Source organism: Bartonella grahamii subsp. shimonis (assembly GCF_036327415.1).
Taxonomy (GTDB): domain Bacteria; phylum Pseudomonadota; class Alphaproteobacteria; order Rhizobiales; family Rhizobiaceae; genus Bartonella; species Bartonella shimonis.
On record NZ_CP123961.1, the window covers coordinates 974,027 to 991,738 of the forward strand.

14 protein-coding genes, 1 tRNA gene and 2 pseudogenes are annotated in these 17,712 nt (G+C 34.6%); 6 read left to right on the top strand and 11 right to left on the bottom strand.

Annotated elements, in window-relative coordinates; genetic code table 11:
- Window positions 1-119 precede the first annotated feature (119 nt).
- Window positions 120-2,786: a pyruvate, phosphate dikinase gene (ppdK, locus tag QHG57_RS04325; RefSeq protein WP_330167234.1), complete on the top strand. Its 2,667-nt coding sequence runs from the start codon at window positions 120-122 to the stop codon at window positions 2,784-2,786.
- Between the two features lie 1,740 nt (window positions 2,787-4,526).
- Here ppdK and QHG57_RS04335 read toward each other — a convergent pair.
- Window positions 4,527-5,360 (bottom strand): peptidoglycan-binding domain-containing protein, encoded by an 834-nt coding sequence (locus tag QHG57_RS04335; protein ID WP_330168808.1) that lies wholly within the window; start codon window positions 5,358-5,360, stop codon window positions 4,527-4,529.
- A gap of 1,146 nt (window positions 5,361-6,506) precedes the next feature.
- On the opposite strand from QHG57_RS04335, the pseudogene QHG57_RS04340 reads away from it, so the two are divergent.
- Together QHG57_RS04340 and QHG57_RS04345 are read left to right on the top strand one after the other, a co-directional pair.
- Window positions 6,507-6,882, top strand: a pseudogene (locus tag QHG57_RS04340) (DUF5330 domain-containing protein).
- A 108-nt stretch (window positions 6,883-6,990) separates the two neighbouring features.
- Window positions 6,991-7,401, top strand: coding sequence for a SufE family protein (locus QHG57_RS04345; protein ID WP_330167235.1), 411 nt, complete (start codon window positions 6,991-6,993; stop codon window positions 7,399-7,401).
- A gap of 96 nt (window positions 7,402-7,497) precedes the next feature.
- On the opposite strand, the gene QHG57_RS04350 is transcribed toward QHG57_RS04345, so the two are convergent.
- Window positions 7,498-7,935: a Ros/MucR family transcriptional regulator gene (locus QHG57_RS04350; protein WP_330167236.1), complete on the bottom strand. Its 438-nt coding sequence runs from the start codon at window positions 7,933-7,935 to the stop codon at window positions 7,498-7,500.
- An 832-nt stretch (window positions 7,936-8,767) separates the two neighbouring features.
- Between QHG57_RS04350 and QHG57_RS04355 the strand changes: the two genes are divergently transcribed.
- Entirely contained in the window at window positions 8,768-10,861 is a 2,094-nt protein-coding gene (locus QHG57_RS04355) for a S9 family peptidase (protein ID WP_330169538.1), read from the top strand.
- Between the two features lie 82 nt (window positions 10,862-10,943).
- On the opposite strand, the gene QHG57_RS04360 is transcribed toward QHG57_RS04355, so the two are convergent.
- Window positions 10,944-11,546: a superoxide dismutase gene (locus tag QHG57_RS04360; protein WP_012754850.1), complete on the bottom strand. Its 603-nt coding sequence runs from the start codon at window positions 11,544-11,546 to the stop codon at window positions 10,944-10,946.
- A gap of 875 nt (window positions 11,547-12,421) precedes the next feature.
- On the opposite strand from QHG57_RS04360, the gene QHG57_RS04365 reads away from it, so the two are divergent.
- A tRNA-Gln gene (locus tag QHG57_RS04365) sits at window positions 12,422-12,496 on the top strand.
- Window positions 12,497-12,729: 233 nt separating this feature from the next.
- Here QHG57_RS04365 and QHG57_RS04370 read toward each other — a convergent pair.
- The 8 genes and pseudogenes from QHG57_RS04370 to QHG57_RS04405 form a co-directional block, all read right to left on the bottom strand.
- Entirely contained in the window at window positions 12,730-13,194 is a 465-nt protein-coding gene (locus QHG57_RS04370; protein WP_330169539.1) for a toxin-activating lysine-acyltransferase, read from the bottom strand.
- Window positions 13,194-13,562: a beta-barrel domain-containing protein gene (locus QHG57_RS04375; RefSeq protein ID WP_330169540.1), complete on the bottom strand. Its 369-nt coding sequence runs from the start codon at window positions 13,560-13,562 to the stop codon at window positions 13,194-13,196. Before QHG57_RS04375 ends, QHG57_RS04370 begins: the two co-directional genes overlap by 1 nt.
- 17 nt (window positions 13,563-13,579) lie before the next feature.
- A complete protein-coding gene (locus QHG57_RS04380; RefSeq protein WP_330169541.1) occupies window positions 13,580-13,807 on the bottom strand; it encodes a hypothetical protein in 228 nt (75 codons plus the stop codon).
- 36 nt (window positions 13,808-13,843) lie between these two features.
- Entirely contained in the window at window positions 13,844-14,167 is a 324-nt protein-coding gene (locus QHG57_RS04385) for an HlyD family secretion protein (protein WP_330169542.1), read from the bottom strand.
- 113 nt (window positions 14,168-14,280) lie between these two features.
- Window positions 14,281-14,535 (bottom strand): hypothetical protein, encoded by a 255-nt coding sequence (locus QHG57_RS04390; RefSeq protein WP_330169543.1) that lies wholly within the window; start codon window positions 14,533-14,535, stop codon window positions 14,281-14,283.
- Window positions 14,536-14,559: 24 nt separating this feature from the next.
- Complete coding sequence (locus QHG57_RS04395) at window positions 14,560-14,997, bottom strand: ABC transporter ATP-binding protein (RefSeq protein ID WP_330169544.1); 438 nt, start codon at window positions 14,995-14,997, stop codon at window positions 14,560-14,562.
- Window positions 14,990-15,787 carry an ABC transporter transmembrane domain-containing protein gene (locus tag QHG57_RS04400; protein WP_330169545.1) on the bottom strand — a complete coding sequence of 266 codons (798 nt, stop codon included), beginning with the start codon at window positions 15,785-15,787 and terminating at the stop codon, window positions 14,990-14,992. The genes QHG57_RS04395 and QHG57_RS04400 overlap by 8 nt, the downstream gene beginning before the upstream one ends.
- Window positions 15,788-15,827: 40 nt before the next feature.
- Window positions 15,828-16,184, bottom strand: a pseudogene (locus tag QHG57_RS04405) (ABC transporter transmembrane domain-containing protein); the annotation flags it as partial.
- Window positions 16,185-16,439: 255 nt separating this feature from the next.
- Between QHG57_RS04405 and QHG57_RS04410 the strand changes: the two are divergent.
- The gene (locus QHG57_RS04410; protein WP_330169546.1) at window positions 16,440-16,772 is read left to right on the top strand and encodes a hypothetical protein; all 333 of its coding nucleotides are present in this window, start codon (window positions 16,440-16,442) and stop codon (window positions 16,770-16,772) included.
- The last annotated feature ends 940 nt before the right edge of the window (window positions 16,773-17,712 follow it).

Genomic DNA, 17,712 nt, shown 5'->3' on the forward strand with positions numbered 1-17,712 from the left:
TTAATATTATGCATTTATGAAGCGATATTTTTTGTTGAGCTGGTTTTGAATCAAATCATTGCTTTTAAGTGAGCCTAGGTTGAATGATGTTTTGATGCTGATATGGGAGGATTTGTACAATGAAAAAATGGGTTTATAGTTTTGGAGATGGAACGGCAGAAGGAAGTGCAAGTGAGCGTAACCTTCTCGGAGGTAAAGGGGCTAATTTGGCAGAAATGAGTAACCTTGGTTTGCCCGTACCACCCGGATTTACTTTGACAACAGAAGTTTGTAATTTTTATTATGCCCATAACAAATCATATCCAGAAGAGTTGCAGGAATCTGTTAAGCAAGCACTAAGACGCGTTGGTGAACAAACAGGACGTGAATTTGGGAGTGAGAAAAAGCCACTTTTGCTTTCTGTTCGTTCAGGGGCTAGGGCTTCTATGCCAGGGATGATGGACACAGTGCTTAACCTTGGCATGAATGATGAAACTGTAAAAGCCATTGCTTTACAATCTAATAATGAACGTTTTGCTTATGATAGTTATCGGCGTTTTATCCAAATGTATTCTAACGTTGTTTTGGGGTTAGATCATTCGTATTTTGAAGAGATTCTTGATGAAGAAAAAGTACGCAATGGTTACACTATTGATACAGAAATGACAGCAGATGATTGGAAGAATATTATTACTTCTTATAAAGCATATGTTGAAGAAAAATTAGGAAAACCTTTTCCACAAAATCCTGAACAGCAGTTATGGGGAGCAATAGGGGCCGTTTTTTCAAGTTGGATGACAGCACGTGCAGTTACTTATCGCCGTTTACATAGTATTCCTGAAAGTTGGGGAACGGCAGTTAATGTGCAAGCTATGGTTTTTGGCAACATGGGTGAAGATTCGGCAACAGGTGTCGCTTTTACACGCAATCCATCGACGGGGAGAAAAGAACTTTATGGTGAGTTTTTAGTTAATGCGCAAGGGGAAGATGTTGTGGCGGGCATTCGAACGCCTCAAAATATTACAGAAAATGCGCGTATTGTTGCTGGTTCAAATAGACCGTCATTAGAAAAAATTATGCCTGAGGCTTTTTTGAAGTTATGTCAGATCGCGCAGAAGCTTGAGCGGCATTATCGGGATATGCAAGATCTCGAATTTACCATTGAAAAAGGTAAATTATGGATGCTTCAAACTCGTTCAGGAAAACGCACGGCTCGTGCGGCTCTCAAGATGGCAATTGAAATGGTTGAGGAGGGGTTAATAAACCATGAAGAGGCTGTGATGCGTATTGATGCAAAGTCGCTTGACCAACTTTTGCATCCAACACTTGATCCCAAAGCAGAACGTTTTGTTATAGGACGTGGTTTACCGGCTTCTCCTGGAGCTGCAACTGGTGAAATTGTTTTTACTTCAGAAGAGGCAGAAACTGTATCGGCGGAAGGTCGCCAGGTTATTTTGGTCCGTGTAGAAACAAGCCCAGAAGATATTCATGGTATGCATGCAGCAGAAGGAATTTTAACAACGCGTGGCGGTATGACAAGTCACGCTGCTGTTGTTGCACGGGGGATGGGAAAACCATGTATTTCTGGTGCTAGTAATGTGCGGATTGATTATAACTCAAATACGCTGTTTGCTTCAGGAGAAAGCTTTAAAAAGGGTGACGTTATCACAATTGATGGAGGAAGTGGAGAAATTTTCAAAGGGAAAGTTGCAATGTTGCAGCCTGAGCTTTGTGGAGACTTTGCAAAATTAATGGAATGGGCTGATGGGATGCGACGTATAAGAGTTCGCGCCAATGCTGAGACACCATCTGATGCCCGTATGGGGCGCTCTTTTGGGGCTGAAGGTATTGGTCTTTGCCGTACGGAACATATGTTTTTTTCTGGTGAACGTATCATCGCCATGCGTGAAATGATTTTAAGTCATGATGAAAGTGGTCGTCGTAAAGCACTAGATAAGCTTTTGCCAATGCAGCGTTCAGATTTTTGTGAATTATTTGAAATTATGTGTGGTTTACCTGTTACTATCCGCTTGCTCGATCCACCATTACATGAATTTTTACCTAAAACAAAAGCAGAAATTCTTGATGTTGCAACAGCTATGGGGGTTTCTGCTGAAGTGCTTGCTGAACGTGCTCATCAGTTGCACGAATTTAACCCTATGCTTGGATTACGAGGATGCCGTTTAGCTATTACTTATCCTGAAATTGCTGAAATGCAAGCGCGGGCGATTTTTGAAGCAGCAGCAGAAGCTGCCCAAAAATCTGGATCTCCTGTTATGCTTGAAATTATGGTGCCACTTGTTGCGCTTAAATCTGAACTCGATTTTGTAAAAGCGCGTATTGATCAGGTTGCTGAGGAAGTGATGAAAGAAAAGGGAAGTACTATTCAATATATGGTTGGGACGATGATTGAGCTTCCAAGAGCGGCACTTCGAGCAGATGAAATTGCTGAAACTGCTGAATTTTTTTCATTTGGAACAAACGATTTGACACAAACCACTTTTGGGATTTCCCGTGATGATGCTGCTCCTTTTTTGGCAACCTATTTTCAAAAAGGTCTTTTAGAGCAAGATCCTTTCGTGTCTATTGACCGTGATGGAGTAGGAGAACTTATTACCATTGCTGCACAGCGTGGACGATCAAAGCGTGCAAAAATAAAATTGGGAATTTGCGGTGAACATGGAGGCGATCCTGCTTCTATTGCATTATGCGAAGAAAATAACCTAGATTATGTTTCATGTTCCCCTTTTCGAGTACCAATTGCTCGCTTAGCAGCAGCCCAGGCCGCAATAGCAAAAAGGATATAATGGGTTAATATTTTTTTTGTATAGTTATTACTGAAATAAATTTTTATATATTTTCTTTAATAAAAAAAATAAAAGTATTTCTAAAATGCACGATAATTTATGTTATGCGAGAAAGTGTATTTTTGAGAGGTTTATGAGAGAAAATATAAAGCAGGATAGACAAAGATACATTATTAATAGACTTTCAGTATTGACGAACCTTTTGATAGAAAAGAAACGTTTTATTGTACAGCCAATTTATGCGTTTGCTTTTTTATAAGGGAATGAACTTCTCACGCAAAATAGAATGCTCCAAAAAAATACATTTTTTTGCACATCATGCTGTTTGAGATAGACATCTCTCAGTGGATGCTCCATTTCACATTGACATTCGTGGAATAGAGATTATGCAGAGCTCCCTGTAAATTTATAAAATCTTCCCAAAGTTTATAAACTTCCCTATGCGCTACCATCTTTACATTTATGAAGGAATATCAAAGTTATACAATATGTTGATTTATAATGATAGTTTTTTATTTCTCATATTGAATGAAAGCTACAAATATCATAAGATTTTCTCATTTCAACTTCTTTGATAATGAATCAATCAAAAGCATGTTTTTGCATGCTACAGGCGGAATTAGCATCTGTGGATAAAAAATAAAGCAAGGATATGCTTCTTATGAATCGTCTCAAGTGTCAAGAACTGTGTCACAAATTGAAGGTAGGTACATATTAACGGTGCCGGCTTGCTTCTTCACAAGCGTAAAGATGATAGTGCACAGAGGGGCTGCTATTATTATTCACGGGCATTGTTGCGAAATGGGTTTGGGTGCTTTAAGAGATGTTTTTTAAGAAAGCCCGTGAATGGCAATCCAAGTATATTCCGTTTGGGACATTTTGTTTTACGTGAGGGGGGGGAGCGCAAAAAGACACGTGATAAATAAAAGTAGCAATAGGTAATCTCCCTTATTTTAAAGACATTCCTTTAGATGTCTTTAAAAGTCGTAAAGCTGAATTAAAAATAAATGGCAAAGATGAAAACTGGTTTCTACCCTTAAAATTTCATATTCTTCCCAGATTAGGCTGTCTCCCTGTTTCAGAGATTATACGAGATGCGTAATATCCTTGCTCCCATTTGCATACAAAAGCTATAACAACTGAGAAAGTACTAAACTGTCTTAACATTTGTTTCAAACATACTGCTGCGTTAGGTTTGGATGTTAATTTATAGGCAACACTAGAAGAACACGCTCTCTTAGGAAAACAATGTCATAAAACACAAAACTTTTCAGCAATAGATTGGAGAGAAGTGCCGGTTTTTTTATCAGACACTTTGCAAAACAACAACCATAACACAATTAGCTTTACGTCTACTTATCCTTACAGGTGTTTGCACAAATTCTTTGCGTCATATTTATAAAGATCAAATTGACGATAATATATGGACAATTCGTGGCTCGAGAATATGAAAGGTTTATGTGATACTACAAAAAAATTTTGTGTCCTTTTATCAGCAGAAGCAATAAAAATGCTAGAACAAACGCATTTGCTATTTTGCAATATTTCTTTTTCTGCAATCGGTTGTGTTTTTTTTGCAGCAAATTGTACGGCTCAATATGTAATATGTAAGAAAACCATTCTGATTGATTAAACATAAGAGGGCTTGAGATGAAGAAATGTTTGGGGGGCATTAAACAAGCAAAAGATGAATTATCATTATAAATTAAGAGATTATTTTTATAGTGTAGATGGTTAGCTTCAATTTAATAAACCAATTTCACGCATTTTCATTAAAATTGTGTGATTAATTTTTCCTGTTACAGGAAGATCAAACATTTTTTGAAACTGTTTTAAGGCTTCTATCGTCTTTTGATCTTCTATTCCCGTGACAATAACCTCCTCATTCCCAAAAATATGTAAAGCTTTTTGCACTTGGATGATATCTTCAACAGAAGGCTCTAAAATAGCTTCTTTTAAGTGTGTTACATTTTTTGTATCTGTTGTATCTGTTTCGCTCTGCTTAATCAATATCGCAATTTCATCTGTTGCAGGATTAGATAGAGCATTCTTTTGCATTTTCTGAGCAGTTTGTTGTTTCCATAAAGTGATGGCTCGGCGTGTTTTAGGTCCTTCCAGTCCATCTAAAGGTCCATCATAAAGTCCTAATTTTGCTAGTTTTTTTTGCTTTTCCAGCATGCTTGCTGATTGAGGGGGGAAAGGTGAATTTGTGTGGTGATGATTTGGAGAATATACAGAAGTTGCACGAGAGAATTCTTGTAATTTTGCTTCTTTTTCCGATAAAGTAGAGCTCTTCCCTATACTTTGAATGGAGGAAAATTTCATTTGAGTTAAAATATTTTGATGCGTTGTCATTTGCGAAAATAAAGCATTAAATGAAATAAATAAAAAACTAATGCTAAAAAGAAGAGATCCAACAAAAAATAAAGTATTTTTTCGTGTATAGAAATAAAGAGTTTTTACACTCCAAAAAATAAAATGAAAAATTATAAGAAGAAGTGTTATAACAATACTACTATAGTATTTACGGTTTTTTACAGTTTTTTTTCGTGATATCTGCCGTTTTGTTGTCATTACTTTTATTTTCATTTGCGTTTATTTTTTATAAAGAAACGAATGTGAATTAGTCCTTACTTCCAGCCTGAAAGAAGTGCATTAACATTATTACTTTTTCCTTTCAGATTCCTAAAATAAGCAGCTTTATTATATCAATTTATAAGTTGATAAATCAACAAGAGCTCTTATCAACTTTTATTAAATTCGTTTTTTACAAATCTTTAATATGTATAAAGAGGGCATAAATGGTTAATATTCAAGACCATTTTGGTGTTTGCAAACTGCATTATCACATATAACCATCTAAACAATAATGCCACGTTATTCTTCATTTTTGGCGCATATGTTTGCCTATTATTTAAAATAAAGCTGAGAATATTTTCCTATAACGCTAAAAAGATGACAGTCATTATTTATTCTTTATAATTTACATATAGAGAGTTATTTCTTCGTAAATGCTTTGGTAAGAATAATCATCTCTTAATATTATATTTTTTGTATAAGTGCCTTCTAGGCATATTCAATAGCTTTTATAAGTATCAATTAAATTGATGTTTACAATGTTGTAGAAAGAAACTTGCCTTGAAATAGAATCATAAGAGATGCACTTATTTTTTTAATTTTTATCTACATGTTGATCATTTTCATGACGTGCCAGTAAAAATTCTATAAATAATATAAACATTCTATCGATAATAGAGTCAAAAAACAAAATTTACTTCTATTTAGCCTTTTCAACTAAACTAAGATGGTGAACTATTATTTTAAATAAATATGTACACAATATGGAAAAGAAATTGGACTCTGTGTTTAATCCTTATCTTATCGCTACACTTTCTTGTGGAATAAAAGGTTACAAATGTGGGTTGTACATTTCCTAACGCTTCTGCACAGTCATGATTATATCTCTCATTTTTATTATAGTATGTTCATTAATATGATCAGCCTGTAAGTGTATAATTGGGATGTTAATTTTTTACTGAATAGACAATGTATCCCATTTTATACTGCAGCATTATGCCATATTTACAAAAGAGCCAATGATACAGATCCAATAAATGAATACTCAATTTTATAAAAAGCACATTTATAAATTTTTTATAAAGAAACAGTTTATAAAATGCTTCTTTTATTGTATTTACCACTGTGGTACATTGATTGTCCATGATACGTTTTTTGATCAAATTATCATTTTTTTTATTTTTTATTTTTGTCATTATTTCATTTTTTGTAGCAAATCCAAGCAGTAATCATTCTTCTAGCCCTAAAAATAATGAGACAATAATGAGCGATGTGATTATTGCTTTTAAGGAAGCTTTAAATGACTTAGGAGCATTTTGTGACCGTAATATAGAAACCTGCAAAGTAGGAAAATCCTTTTTAAGTTCACTTGGCGAACGCGCATATTACGGTGCAAGAGCTGCTTATGAATATTTAGGGAACATATTAGGGAATAAAAATAATATCAGAGACTTCCCCTAATGTTTCTTGCAAAATCGAAATACAAAAGTTTCTACAAAATCATACAATGTTATCTTGAAATAAGGATTTTTAACGTTCTTCGTGTTATTTATGTAAGGAAGAATAAATATTTATTTTTTATAAGTGTATTCAAGAATGATGATTCAAACGAAACAGGACTAAAATAATGGCGGAAACAATCGGTAATATTATAGAGAACTTTTCGCTTTTGGATAATTGGGAAGATCGTTATCGTTATGTCATTGAGCTTGGCCATGAATTGCCACCTTTTCCGGAAAGCGCCCGAAACGATGCTCACAAAGTTCCTGGTTGTGTTAGCCAAGTATGGCTTTTATCTTCACGTAATAACTCAGAAGATCCAATATTGACGTTTCAAGGCGATTCCGATGCTCATATTGTGCGTGGACTCATTTATATACTTCTTGCTTTTTATTCAGGCAAAAAAGCTTCTGAAATTCGCAATTCTGATGCCCAAGAGCTCTTTGAAAAACTTGGTTTAAATGAAAATCTTACACCACAACGATCAAATGGTCTAAAATCAATGATTAAACAGATTCGTAGCGAAAGCTATATATAATCTCCTTGGTAGAAATTGCTATATACAAAAGCTTCACACAAAACATGTATACTAAAATCGACTTTATACACGAAACTACTTTTTTGCAAAATAAGATTATTTAGTTTTTTTCCGTTTACTTTTGCGTCCAAGACCCATTTCTTTGGCCAAAGCTGATCGTGTTTTTGCATAATTAGGCGCCACCATAGGATAAGAACTATCTAACTGCCATTTTTCACGATATTCCTCTGGTAACATTCCATAATGTGTCATGAGATGACGCTTTAGAGATTTAAATTTCTTTCCATCTTCAAGGCAAATAAGATAATCAGGAAATACTGAACGTTTTGGATTAACGGCAGGCCTTTGTTTTTCAACTTCGACTTCTGCTAACTCCAGATTCCCTGCTTTACGAAAAGCAGCATGGACATCAGCAATTAAACTTGGCACTTCAGTCGGTCGAATAGAATTATTACTCACGTAGGCAGCAACAATATCAGCAACCAATGTAATAACTAAATTGCTTTCAGTCTCTAAGACTGCACGATGTTCCATTCTTGTTTCCTTTAATTTAAAAATTGAGTAATTCAAAATCGAGATATAGTGCATATACTCATGATATAAAGATCTCATGCACATGAGTTTCATATTGTACAAAAATCTTTTTTGTCAATTCAATTATTCTATAAAATTGCCAAAACACAAAAAAATCAAACAAATACCCCTTTTTTGTCATAATATACAATAAGAAAAACGAAATTATTACATGGTAAAATATATTTTTATCCTATAACATATTATACATAGTATACAATATATTACAAATATAAAAAAGTATATGATAAAATTTATTTATTTTATTTGAGAATGTAAAAATAAAATTATTAATTATAAAAATATAATATATAAATTATTATTTTTGTTTTGAATACTTGTAATTCAGTAAATTTATTTTTATTATTTATTTTATTAAATTTAATAATAAAAAACATAATATATTATAATTATGACGTAATAGTATATATATTATAAGTATAAAACTATTCATTAAAACAATATAGAATATTTTTGTTTTTATAATATAATGATAATACTTTATATATATTTATTCATTTCTATAAAATTATGCGATTATACTGTTTCAAAAAAATCAATTCTTTTTCTCATAGTTTAATTGTCTTACCAGTCACTTTCATTATAAAAGTGGTATTATATCCCTAGAAAACAATAGCTGTGATATATAATGAACAAAAAGGTATTAGTTTTTAAAATTATCATGGCGCTATTTTTGCAAGTGAATAGAACTTATGGTTTTTACACTTGCATCAATAATTGTGATTCTAACATATAAACGAAGATGTTAACATATTTTGATATAGGATTGTGTATGACCCACACTTTTGCAATTCCTCCCAAAGCACCTAGAATCACTCATAAGGAAATATATCATGGTATTTTTCGTGATGATCCCTATCATTGGCTACGTGCGTCTAACTGGCAAGATGTTTTTAAAAATCCTAACTGTCTTGATCCAAATATTCGACATTATCTTGAAAAAGAAAATGCTTACCAATCAGCTCAAATGGCTGATACAAAATCATTACGAGATTTGCTTTTTACCGAAATGAAAAACAGGATCCAAGAGAATGATAGTTCTGTTCCTATAAAACATGGTCCGTTTGCTTACGGATTCTCTTATGTTACCGGAGGACAACAACCACATTATTTTCGGACATTAAGGAATGGCGGAGAAAAAAACGTTTACCTTAATGGTGATGCCTTGGCAGAAGGCAAAAAATATTTCAAGTTTGGTTCAGTTCAAGAATCTCCTGACCATAGACATGTGGTATGGACCTATGATGACAAAGGATCAGAATTCTATACAGCTAAAATTCGTAATTTTGAGACATTGTCTGACTGTATGGACACAATTACTAATACATCTGGTCAAATTGTATGGGATGCTAGATCTGAAGGTTTTTTCTATACTAAGATGAATAAAAATCACCGACCTTCAGAGCTCTATTATCACCGATTAAACACTGATCAATCACAAGATAAGCTTATTTTTCGTGAAGACAATCCTGGTTTTTTCTTAGATCTAAGTGGCTCTAAGCTTAATGATGTTATTTATATTAATATTCATGATCATGAAACATCAGAGATCTGGTTGATTCCTGCTGAGTCACCTTTTACTACTCCCCAATGTGTAAGGAGACGACAAAAAGGTATTGAATATTCACTTACAGAAGGGGGCGATGTCTTTTATATTCTGACCAATCTAGATAATGCAAAAGATTTCAAAATTATGGTAGCGCCATATACATCTCCACAATCAGAAAATTGGTCTGAGTTTGTTCCACATCAGCTTGGGTGCCTAATATTATCCCATGATGCTTATCAAGATTTTCTTGTCTGGATCGAACGTTTTGAGGGGCTTCCACGTATAAAAGTAATGGAACGTACTACTAAACAAGTTCATTCCATTGCGTTTACTGAAGAGGCTTATTCTTTAGGTTTGCAAGGGGGTGCAGAATATAACAGTCCAACTATTCGTTTTTCCTATTCGTCTATGACAACACCTGATCAAGTGTTTGATTATGAGATGAAAAGTCGTAAACGAATGCTTTTAAAAACACAAATAATTCCTTCTGGACATAATAAAGATGCATATCTAACACGACGTATTACAGCAATAGCAGATGATGGTGAGAAGATTCCTATTTCACTTTTTTATCATAAAAATACCCCTCTTGATGGTGGTGCGCCTTGTCTGCTTTACGGTTATGGTGCTTATGGGATCTCTATTCCTGCCAGTTTCAATAGTAATGTACTCTCTCTCGTAAACAGAGGTTTTATTTACGCTATTGCTCATATTCGTGGAGGAAAAGAAAAGGGAGTAGAATGGTATGAGAAAGGAAAATACCTCTTTAAGCACAATACATTTACAGATTTTATTGCTTGTGGGCGTTACCTTGTAAACAATAAATTCACTTCTCACGATCGGCTTATTGCTCACGGTGGTTCAGCAGGTGGGATGTTGATGGGGGCTATTGCCAATATAGCTCCACAGGATTTTGCTGGAATCGTAGCGAATGTGCCTTTTGTTGATGTTTTAGCGACAATGTTAGATGCTTCGTTGCCACTCACACCTCCAGAATGGCCAGAATGGGGAAATCCTCTTGAATCAGAAGAAGATTATAAGCTTATTGCTTCTTATTCACCCTACGATAATGTCAAAGCTCAAAACTATCCCCCTATACTTGTGATGGCAGGATTAACAGATCCTCGTGTAACTTACTGGGAGCCTGCAAAATGGGTGGCAAAATTACGAGATTTAAAAACAGACGATAATGCAATTTTATTGCGTATTAATATGGATTCAGGGCACGCTGGTGCAGCTGGACGTTTTTCAAAGCTAGAAGAAGTTGCCTATATCTATGCATATATTCTAAAGATAGCAGGAAAAGACTGTTGCTAATCCATAATATCTTTGTTTGAAAGTCCCCAATAATTTATTGGATTATAGGGACTTTCATACACTAAGAAATTACCTAGATAGCTTAAAATTCACATTCTTCATAAAGTTTCAAAACATAATCCCAATTAATTAAATGATCTACGAAGGATTCGAGGTACTTCGGTCGAGCATTGCGATAATCAATGTAATAGGAATGCTCCCATACATCGACACCCAAAATAGGTCGAGCATTGTGAATTAAGGGATTTTCGCCATTGGGTGTTTTCATAATTTCAAGCTTGCCATCTTTAACAGCAACCCACGCCCATCCAGAACCAAATTGGGCACTAGCGGCAGCAATAAAATCAGCGCGGAATTTGTCGTAACCGCCTAGATCAGCGTCAATAGCTTTTGCTAACTTTTCAGGAAGTTTTTGGCCACCACCATCTTTTTTCATCCAAAGCCAAAAGTGGTTATGATTGTAATACTGTGCTGCATTATTAAACAAACCAATATTTTTTCCAAAACTTTTTTTAACAATATCTTCAAGGCTTTCATTTTCTAAGCCTAACTCTTTCACAAAATTATTGGTGTTGTTAAGATAAGCGAGGTGATGCTTATCATGATGATATTCAAGCGTTTCTCGTGACATATAAGGCGAAAGGGCATCGTAATCATAAGGCAACGGGGGCAATTCAAAAGCCATTTAAAAATCTCCTCGATTCTAATTGTTAAGCTTATTCATAAGCCTAATTTGCCATTTACCGAATTTAAAAGCAAATGTTGAATACCTATTTGTATGAAATTAGTTTTAATGTCTCTCTTTTTGTAAAAGAAGCTTTTAGGAAATGTATGCTCATCAATCAAAAAGGGCATTGGTTTACATAAAGATTGCTTCTGAAGATTTTTTACATCTATGAGTGGGTAAAAAATATCATTATCTTTTGAATAAAAAGTAAATGGAAATAGCTATTATTCCTTAGTTTTTATATCTCTATTTTTTCAAATACCAGATAAAATGTTTTTAATTTTTGCAAAGCCCTTCTAATCTATAGGTGTATCATAGTGTTTTCAACAGAATATTAAGTGTTATTTTTTAGGAGATATTTTTCAATGTGCTTGATTTCATTTTATGGAGCTTCCCATGAATAATATAATGTAAAAGCTAGCGGACATTACCATCTTTACGCTTAATGAAAGAGCACAGCAGCACTATCATACACTTTACCTGTCCCCAATGTGGTGATAGCTTTTATCTTAATTAAGCAAGATGAGATTTTAATATATCAAGAAAAGTAAATCATATGCGAATTTATTAGATACATGGTAAACTACAAGATTGTCATTTTCTGTTCTTAGAAAATCAATACAAAGAGCAGAATAATTGGTGGATAAATGGTTTCTACTTGTGTTAAAAGCACAACTGTATATCAGTTTCTGCTACGAATTTGTAATCGATGCAATGCCATACAAGACTTAGAAACTTTATGATAAAAAAGTAAGGTCTTTGATTTTCAGATATTGCGTCCAATCACAGGAATCGCTATAAGGTGCAAGAGTCGCCATAAAGCGTGTTTTTTTTGGGGTATAGCCAAGCGGTAAGGCACCGGTTTTTGGTACCGGCATTCCCTGGTTCGAATCCAGGTACCCCAGCCAATTTTAGTGAAATTAGTTAATCAAAGTTCAGCTTAAGAGAGGATTAATCCCCTTAACCACCTGTTGCTATTCATAGCAAGTCTGGTAAGCTGAAAAATACCCATTTGTAGCGGGTTAGCTCTAAATATGGTAAGGTTTTCTTTTACTATAGGTATCGCTCAAAGAGCTCTTTTAAAAGATTCTTTTTTATAAGAGGGGGGGTAAATGATTTATGCGCACTTGCTTTAGAAAAACTATTTAGCTGGATTTTTTGCTCTATAGCAACACCAGCGGGTAATTTTCCGTATTCCACCATCTTCATTACGCCGAACAGCGTAGCAATAATGCTGATTAGGAAACACATGCCGCTGCATGTCACGTACCATACCAGCAGCATGTCCATAGGGTGCTACACAATCAATAAACCACATATATTCTCCGCCTTGCCAATCCGCATCGGACAAAAGCTCTCCCTTTTCAAGCATAGATTGATGATTTTTTTCATCTAAAAAAGCCCAAGTGATAAAGGCACAAAATTCTCCACGTTCATTTTTATAGAGTTTATATTGCCCAGTCTGTAAAGCTGGTCCTAAATTTCGTTCGATATCCCAGATTCGCCAGCGGCGGTATAAGGGAGATGTAAGCATTAAAACAACCATAGCTCCTAACGCTGTAAGAGGATCTATGAGTGAAGGTGATGAATTTTCATTTACAGACATTATCTTTCCTTTAGAGATTGTTCTAAAATTTTGGTGATAGGTTCAAAGAAATAAGAAATGAGCCGACGTTTTGAGGTAATGACATCCGTTGTCACAGTCATGCCAGGGATAAATTTAAGATGTTTGTTATTCAAAGTGATGTGATCTTGGTCAATTTTGATTAAAACAGCGTAGGCACCATTAATTTCTTTATCATAGCGCGCTGTAGCGCCTACATTAACGACTGTACCGTGGATAACACCGAAACGTTCAGGTGGAAAGGCAGAAAACTTGATGTAAGCACGTTGACCCTTTTCTAAAAAACCAATATCTCGATTATCAAAAAACGCTTCAACAATGAGACCACCCGCACCAGGGACAATACGCATAAGAGTTTTTCCAGCCTCTACAAAGCCGCCCAAAGTATGATACTAAAATCATCGATACGTCCATCAACAGGTGCATAAAGTGATAAGTGGTCAAGACGGTATTGAGTGCTATCAAGCTTTGCTTTTAATCCTTGAAGATTCAGTTCTGTTTCACGCGAAAGTTGCCGATAGCGGGCAATTTCATCGGAAATGAGACTTTTCCGTTGTTGGCGGAGGGTGTTTATTTCGGCGGCATTTTCTTCCAAACGTCTTTGATTGGTTAAAATTTCATGCTCGATCTTTTAAAGGTCATGTAAACACTCTAAATAAACGGCTTGGCTAATGACTTTTGTTTCCATCAGGCTTTTTGCAGCTTTTAATTTTCCTTGGCTTAATTGACGATCATCTTTCAACCTATCTAATTGCGCATGTTGTGTTGCTTGCGCATGTTGTGTTGCACCGCTGCGCTCGACGCGGTCCGCTTGTGCTTTTAGCGCTCTTAATTTATCTTGGAGAGATTGAAGGGTAGCGCTAATGAGTTTTTCTTCTTCTATTCTTGCAGTCTTATTGCCAGAAGGAGGAACAGGCAGATAGGCAAGCCTTTTGGTCACAAAATCTTTATCCAAAGGGTCACCTTCATGCAAAGCTGTTAAAATAGCTGTTGCGATTTGTGCTTGAAGGGTTTGTTGCGCGATATCTGCTTGAACACGTGCGCGCTCATTGAGGGCTTCACGGGGATCTAATTGAATAAGGAGATCACCTTGATGAACAAATTGCCCTTCTTTTCAAGGATTTTCTCAATGCGTCCTGTATTTTGCGCTTGGACCAGCTGAACGTAAGCGGTGGGAATAACACTTCCTTGCCCCCGTGCAACAATCTCTGTTTTTGCGATAAAGCTGCCGATCACAATAAAGAGAAATAAAGCAATTAAAACAGCAACAACCATATGAAGCGTTGGTGACAAAGGGCGCAAATAGGGAGCTTTATCTGCCATTTTTTGCCTCCAAATCAGTAAAGTTTAAGACGGTTGCATGCTGAGGAAAGAGGTCACGTTTGTGGGTAATAACAAGAACACTTGCGAAAGTTTATATAAATGCTCCACAATTTGTGCACTGACAGTGTCATCCAATGCGGAAGTAGGTTCGTCCAAAATTAGAAGGCTTGGGTTTATCAGAAAGAAACAAGCCAAAGCCAAGCGTTGGCGGTGACCACCTGATAAAAAAACACCTTGCTCTCCCACTTGAGTATGGAGTCCTAGAGGCAACTGAGCAATCAAATCATGGCAAGCACTAACATATAGTGCAGCATCGATTTCATCTTTAGTGGCATCTGGTTTGGCAAGAAGCATATTCTCAAGAATGGTTCCGGAAAAAAGGCAAGGATTTTGAGGAAAATACGCGATTATTTCACGCACGCTACGGACATCAAAATTCTGTAAAGGTTGGGCATTAATCAATATCTTCTCGCTTGTTGGAGGTAGAGTCCACAAAGGAGTTTTGCCAAGGTTGTTTTCCGCATCCTGAAGGACCAAGCAACATAATCGGTTGCCCAGGTTGTAAACCGACAGCAAGATGATTGATAATGGGCTTATCTCCATAAGAAAAACAGACATCTTCAACTTCAAGATGAGGAGGAGCGCTGAGTTGAAGAGGTGGCTTTTCCTTTTCCCATTCTGGAGGGGAGTTAAGAATATTGCCCAAACGAAGACGAGAGATTTTCAAATGCTGCCATTCTTCCCATAGGGATGCAAGGCTTAAGATAGGATCAGAAACATTTCCGGTGAGGAGATGAAAGGCAATAAGTTGCCTTAGCGTAATCTGGTTTTGAAGAACTGCCTGAGCACCAAAAAAGATAATAAAAATAGTGAAAAGATCACCCAAAATATGACTTAAAGTCCCATTTAAGAGATGAAACTTACTGGTAGTGAGGCTTTGATCCAAACTACGGGCTAGAGTTTCTTGCATGCGTATCGTATGAGCAGATTCTTTTACGTGTGCTTTTATGGCTTCAAGATTGGTAAAACTTTCAATAAGGCGCGATTTATGGACAGCTTGCAGAGTGAAAGCACGGCGTAATTGGCGGCGCAAGAAGGGACCGACCAATGCTAAAGAAGTCATTTGTAACGGTAAAAAAATAAGAACGATGAAAGTGAATTGCGGACTGATAGAAAAAAGTGCTGCGAGATAAATGATGGCGAACAAAACATTCAGCACAGTTGTTGCGATGGTTCCAGTTAAAAAAAACACGGATTGTATCGACTTCTCCGATACGCGTAAACAATTCTCCCACTTGCCAACGGCGTAAAGTGGGCAAGGAGAGACTTAACACATGGGTGTAAATGCGCTGTCCAAATTCTAGCGTAAGCCGATTGGCTAAATAAGCTCCTAAATAGCCTGATAGAGAGCTAAGAGCCGTGCTAAACAGCATGATAGCAATCATAAGGACAACAATAGCATAGAGGCTTTCCGCACGCTGAAAGGGTAAGATACGGTCAATAATCGCTTGAAAAATAAAAGGATTCACCAAGCCAAGTAAGCGCAAAACAATGGCCACAAGACTCAGTTCAATGACACAATGAATATATTTCTTGGTAGTTTTTGTGAAACAAGAGAACGATACTAGCTTTTCTTGTGAATGACTCATTTGAATTTATGATTTTATTTAAGAGAAAGAGTGACGGATGTGGCATACTTAAACAGCACTGTAAATAGTATTATTGCTTAATTAAAATGTACATTTTTTATGCGTGAAATATAAACATAATATATTTATTATTTATAAAGTATTTTATTATTATTTTTACAAATTATATTTTAAATTTGCTAAAATGAATAATAATTAATTTTTAATTGTATCGTTATGATACAGTTATTTTTAATAATTACAAAGAGGATTTATATGTTTGGTTCATTTGGGTCTAGCATATCTAATGGTTGGTCTTATGTTTCTAATAAGTTGTCAAGTATTTCATCAATGAGTTTTTCAAGTAGTGGATCACGACCTGGGGGTACTGTTGGAGATTATCTCTCTGCAGCATATTCATCGGGATTAGTAGGATATCATGTAGGACAGACTGGTGGAGTATTTGTAGGAGGTGTTGCGGGAGCACTCGGAGTTGGTCCAGGTACGGTAGCAGGAGTGTTTGCTGGTGGTGGAATTGGTTCTGGTTTTGGCTTCGGTGTGGGAGGGCTTGTAGGGATAGGTTCTCAGTATAATGCATGCTATTATTAATTATAATATTTAAATTATAATTATATTAATTTAGAAAATTTATACATTATGTATATTTTAAATATTATTAATGAATTATTTTTATTAGTTTACTTTTTAATTATATTTATTTGAATTATATTATATCTCTAAGGGATTTAATAAAAAATATTAAAATTAAATCATTAGTAAGAATAATTTCATTTTTTACAATATTTTCCTTAGTTAATTTTTATATAAAATAATACAATTTAATTAAATATATTTTTAATGTTTATTTATTTTATATGATTTTAATTGGAATTTATTATGGATGATATTTTTTTAATATTAAAAATGCGTTACTCGCAACAAATATATTTCTAGTTTTAAGCATATTTTCTTCTAAATTAAAATTTTCCACTTGGAAAAAGTCTATTAAATTAGTATTGAGATATAACTATCATATATTTTATAATATATTTAGGATTTTATTATTTTATAAACTAATATTATATAAAATATACTATAATTTTAATTTTTCTAAATATTTTATTAATCATTAATAAGAATAAATCTCTTTTATATTATTTTACTTGGTTAAATTTTATATAATATATGTTAATATTTATTGTTTTTTTATATATTTAATTTTGATTTTTTTATGAATGATATTATTCGTATTATTGTAGAATTATTATCTTCTACATGTGCTTTATTTATATATAATTTTTGTTTTATTATTATGAATTTTCTTTATGAAATTGCAATAATCATTGATTGTGACAATTATCGGTGAATTTGTGTGTATTGTACTGTTTTTATTATTGATTTTTTCTGTAACTATGTAAGTTTACATCAGATTGGATAAATAGATTTCTCTATCTTGATGGAGATATATTTTTCTACTCTCATTGGAAAAATAAGCCTGTACGAAATGCTTAATTTCCTTATTAGAGAAGTCTTCTTACCTACTCTTATG

What these genes read in the sequence shown, in the direction of transcription:
- ppdK (WP_330167234.1), top strand. Translation starts at nt 120, where the DNA reads ATGAAAAAATGGGTTTATAGTTTTGGAGATGGAACGGCAGAAGGAAGT.
- QHG57_RS04335 (WP_330168808.1), bottom strand. Translation starts at nt 5,360, where the DNA reads ATGACAACAAAACGGCAGATATCACGAAAAAAAACTGTAAAAAACCGT.
- QHG57_RS04345 (WP_330167235.1), top strand. Translation starts at nt 6,991, where the DNA reads ATGGCGGAAACAATCGGTAATATTATAGAGAACTTTTCGCTTTTGGAT.
- QHG57_RS04350 (WP_330167236.1), bottom strand. Translation starts at nt 7,935, where the DNA reads ATGGAACATCGTGCAGTCTTAGAGACTGAAAGCAATTTAGTTATTACA.
- QHG57_RS04355 (WP_330169538.1), top strand. Translation starts at nt 8,768, where the DNA reads ATGACCCACACTTTTGCAATTCCTCCCAAAGCACCTAGAATCACTCAT.
- QHG57_RS04360 (WP_012754850.1), bottom strand. Translation starts at nt 11,546, where the DNA reads ATGGCTTTTGAATTGCCCCCGTTGCCTTATGATTACGATGCCCTTTCG.
- QHG57_RS04370 (WP_330169539.1), bottom strand. Translation starts at nt 13,194, where the DNA reads ATGTCTGTAAATGAAAATTCATCACCTTCACTCATAGATCCTCTTACA.
- QHG57_RS04375 (WP_330169540.1), bottom strand. Translation starts at nt 13,562, where the DNA reads ATGCGTATTGTCCCTGGTGCGGGTGGTCTCATTGTTGAAGCGTTTTTT.
- QHG57_RS04390 (WP_330169543.1), bottom strand. Translation starts at nt 14,535, where the DNA reads ATGGCAGATAAAGCTCCCTATTTGCGCCCTTTGTCACCAACGCTTCAT.
- QHG57_RS04410 (WP_330169546.1), top strand. Translation starts at nt 16,440, where the DNA reads ATGTTTGGTTCATTTGGGTCTAGCATATCTAATGGTTGGTCTTATGTT.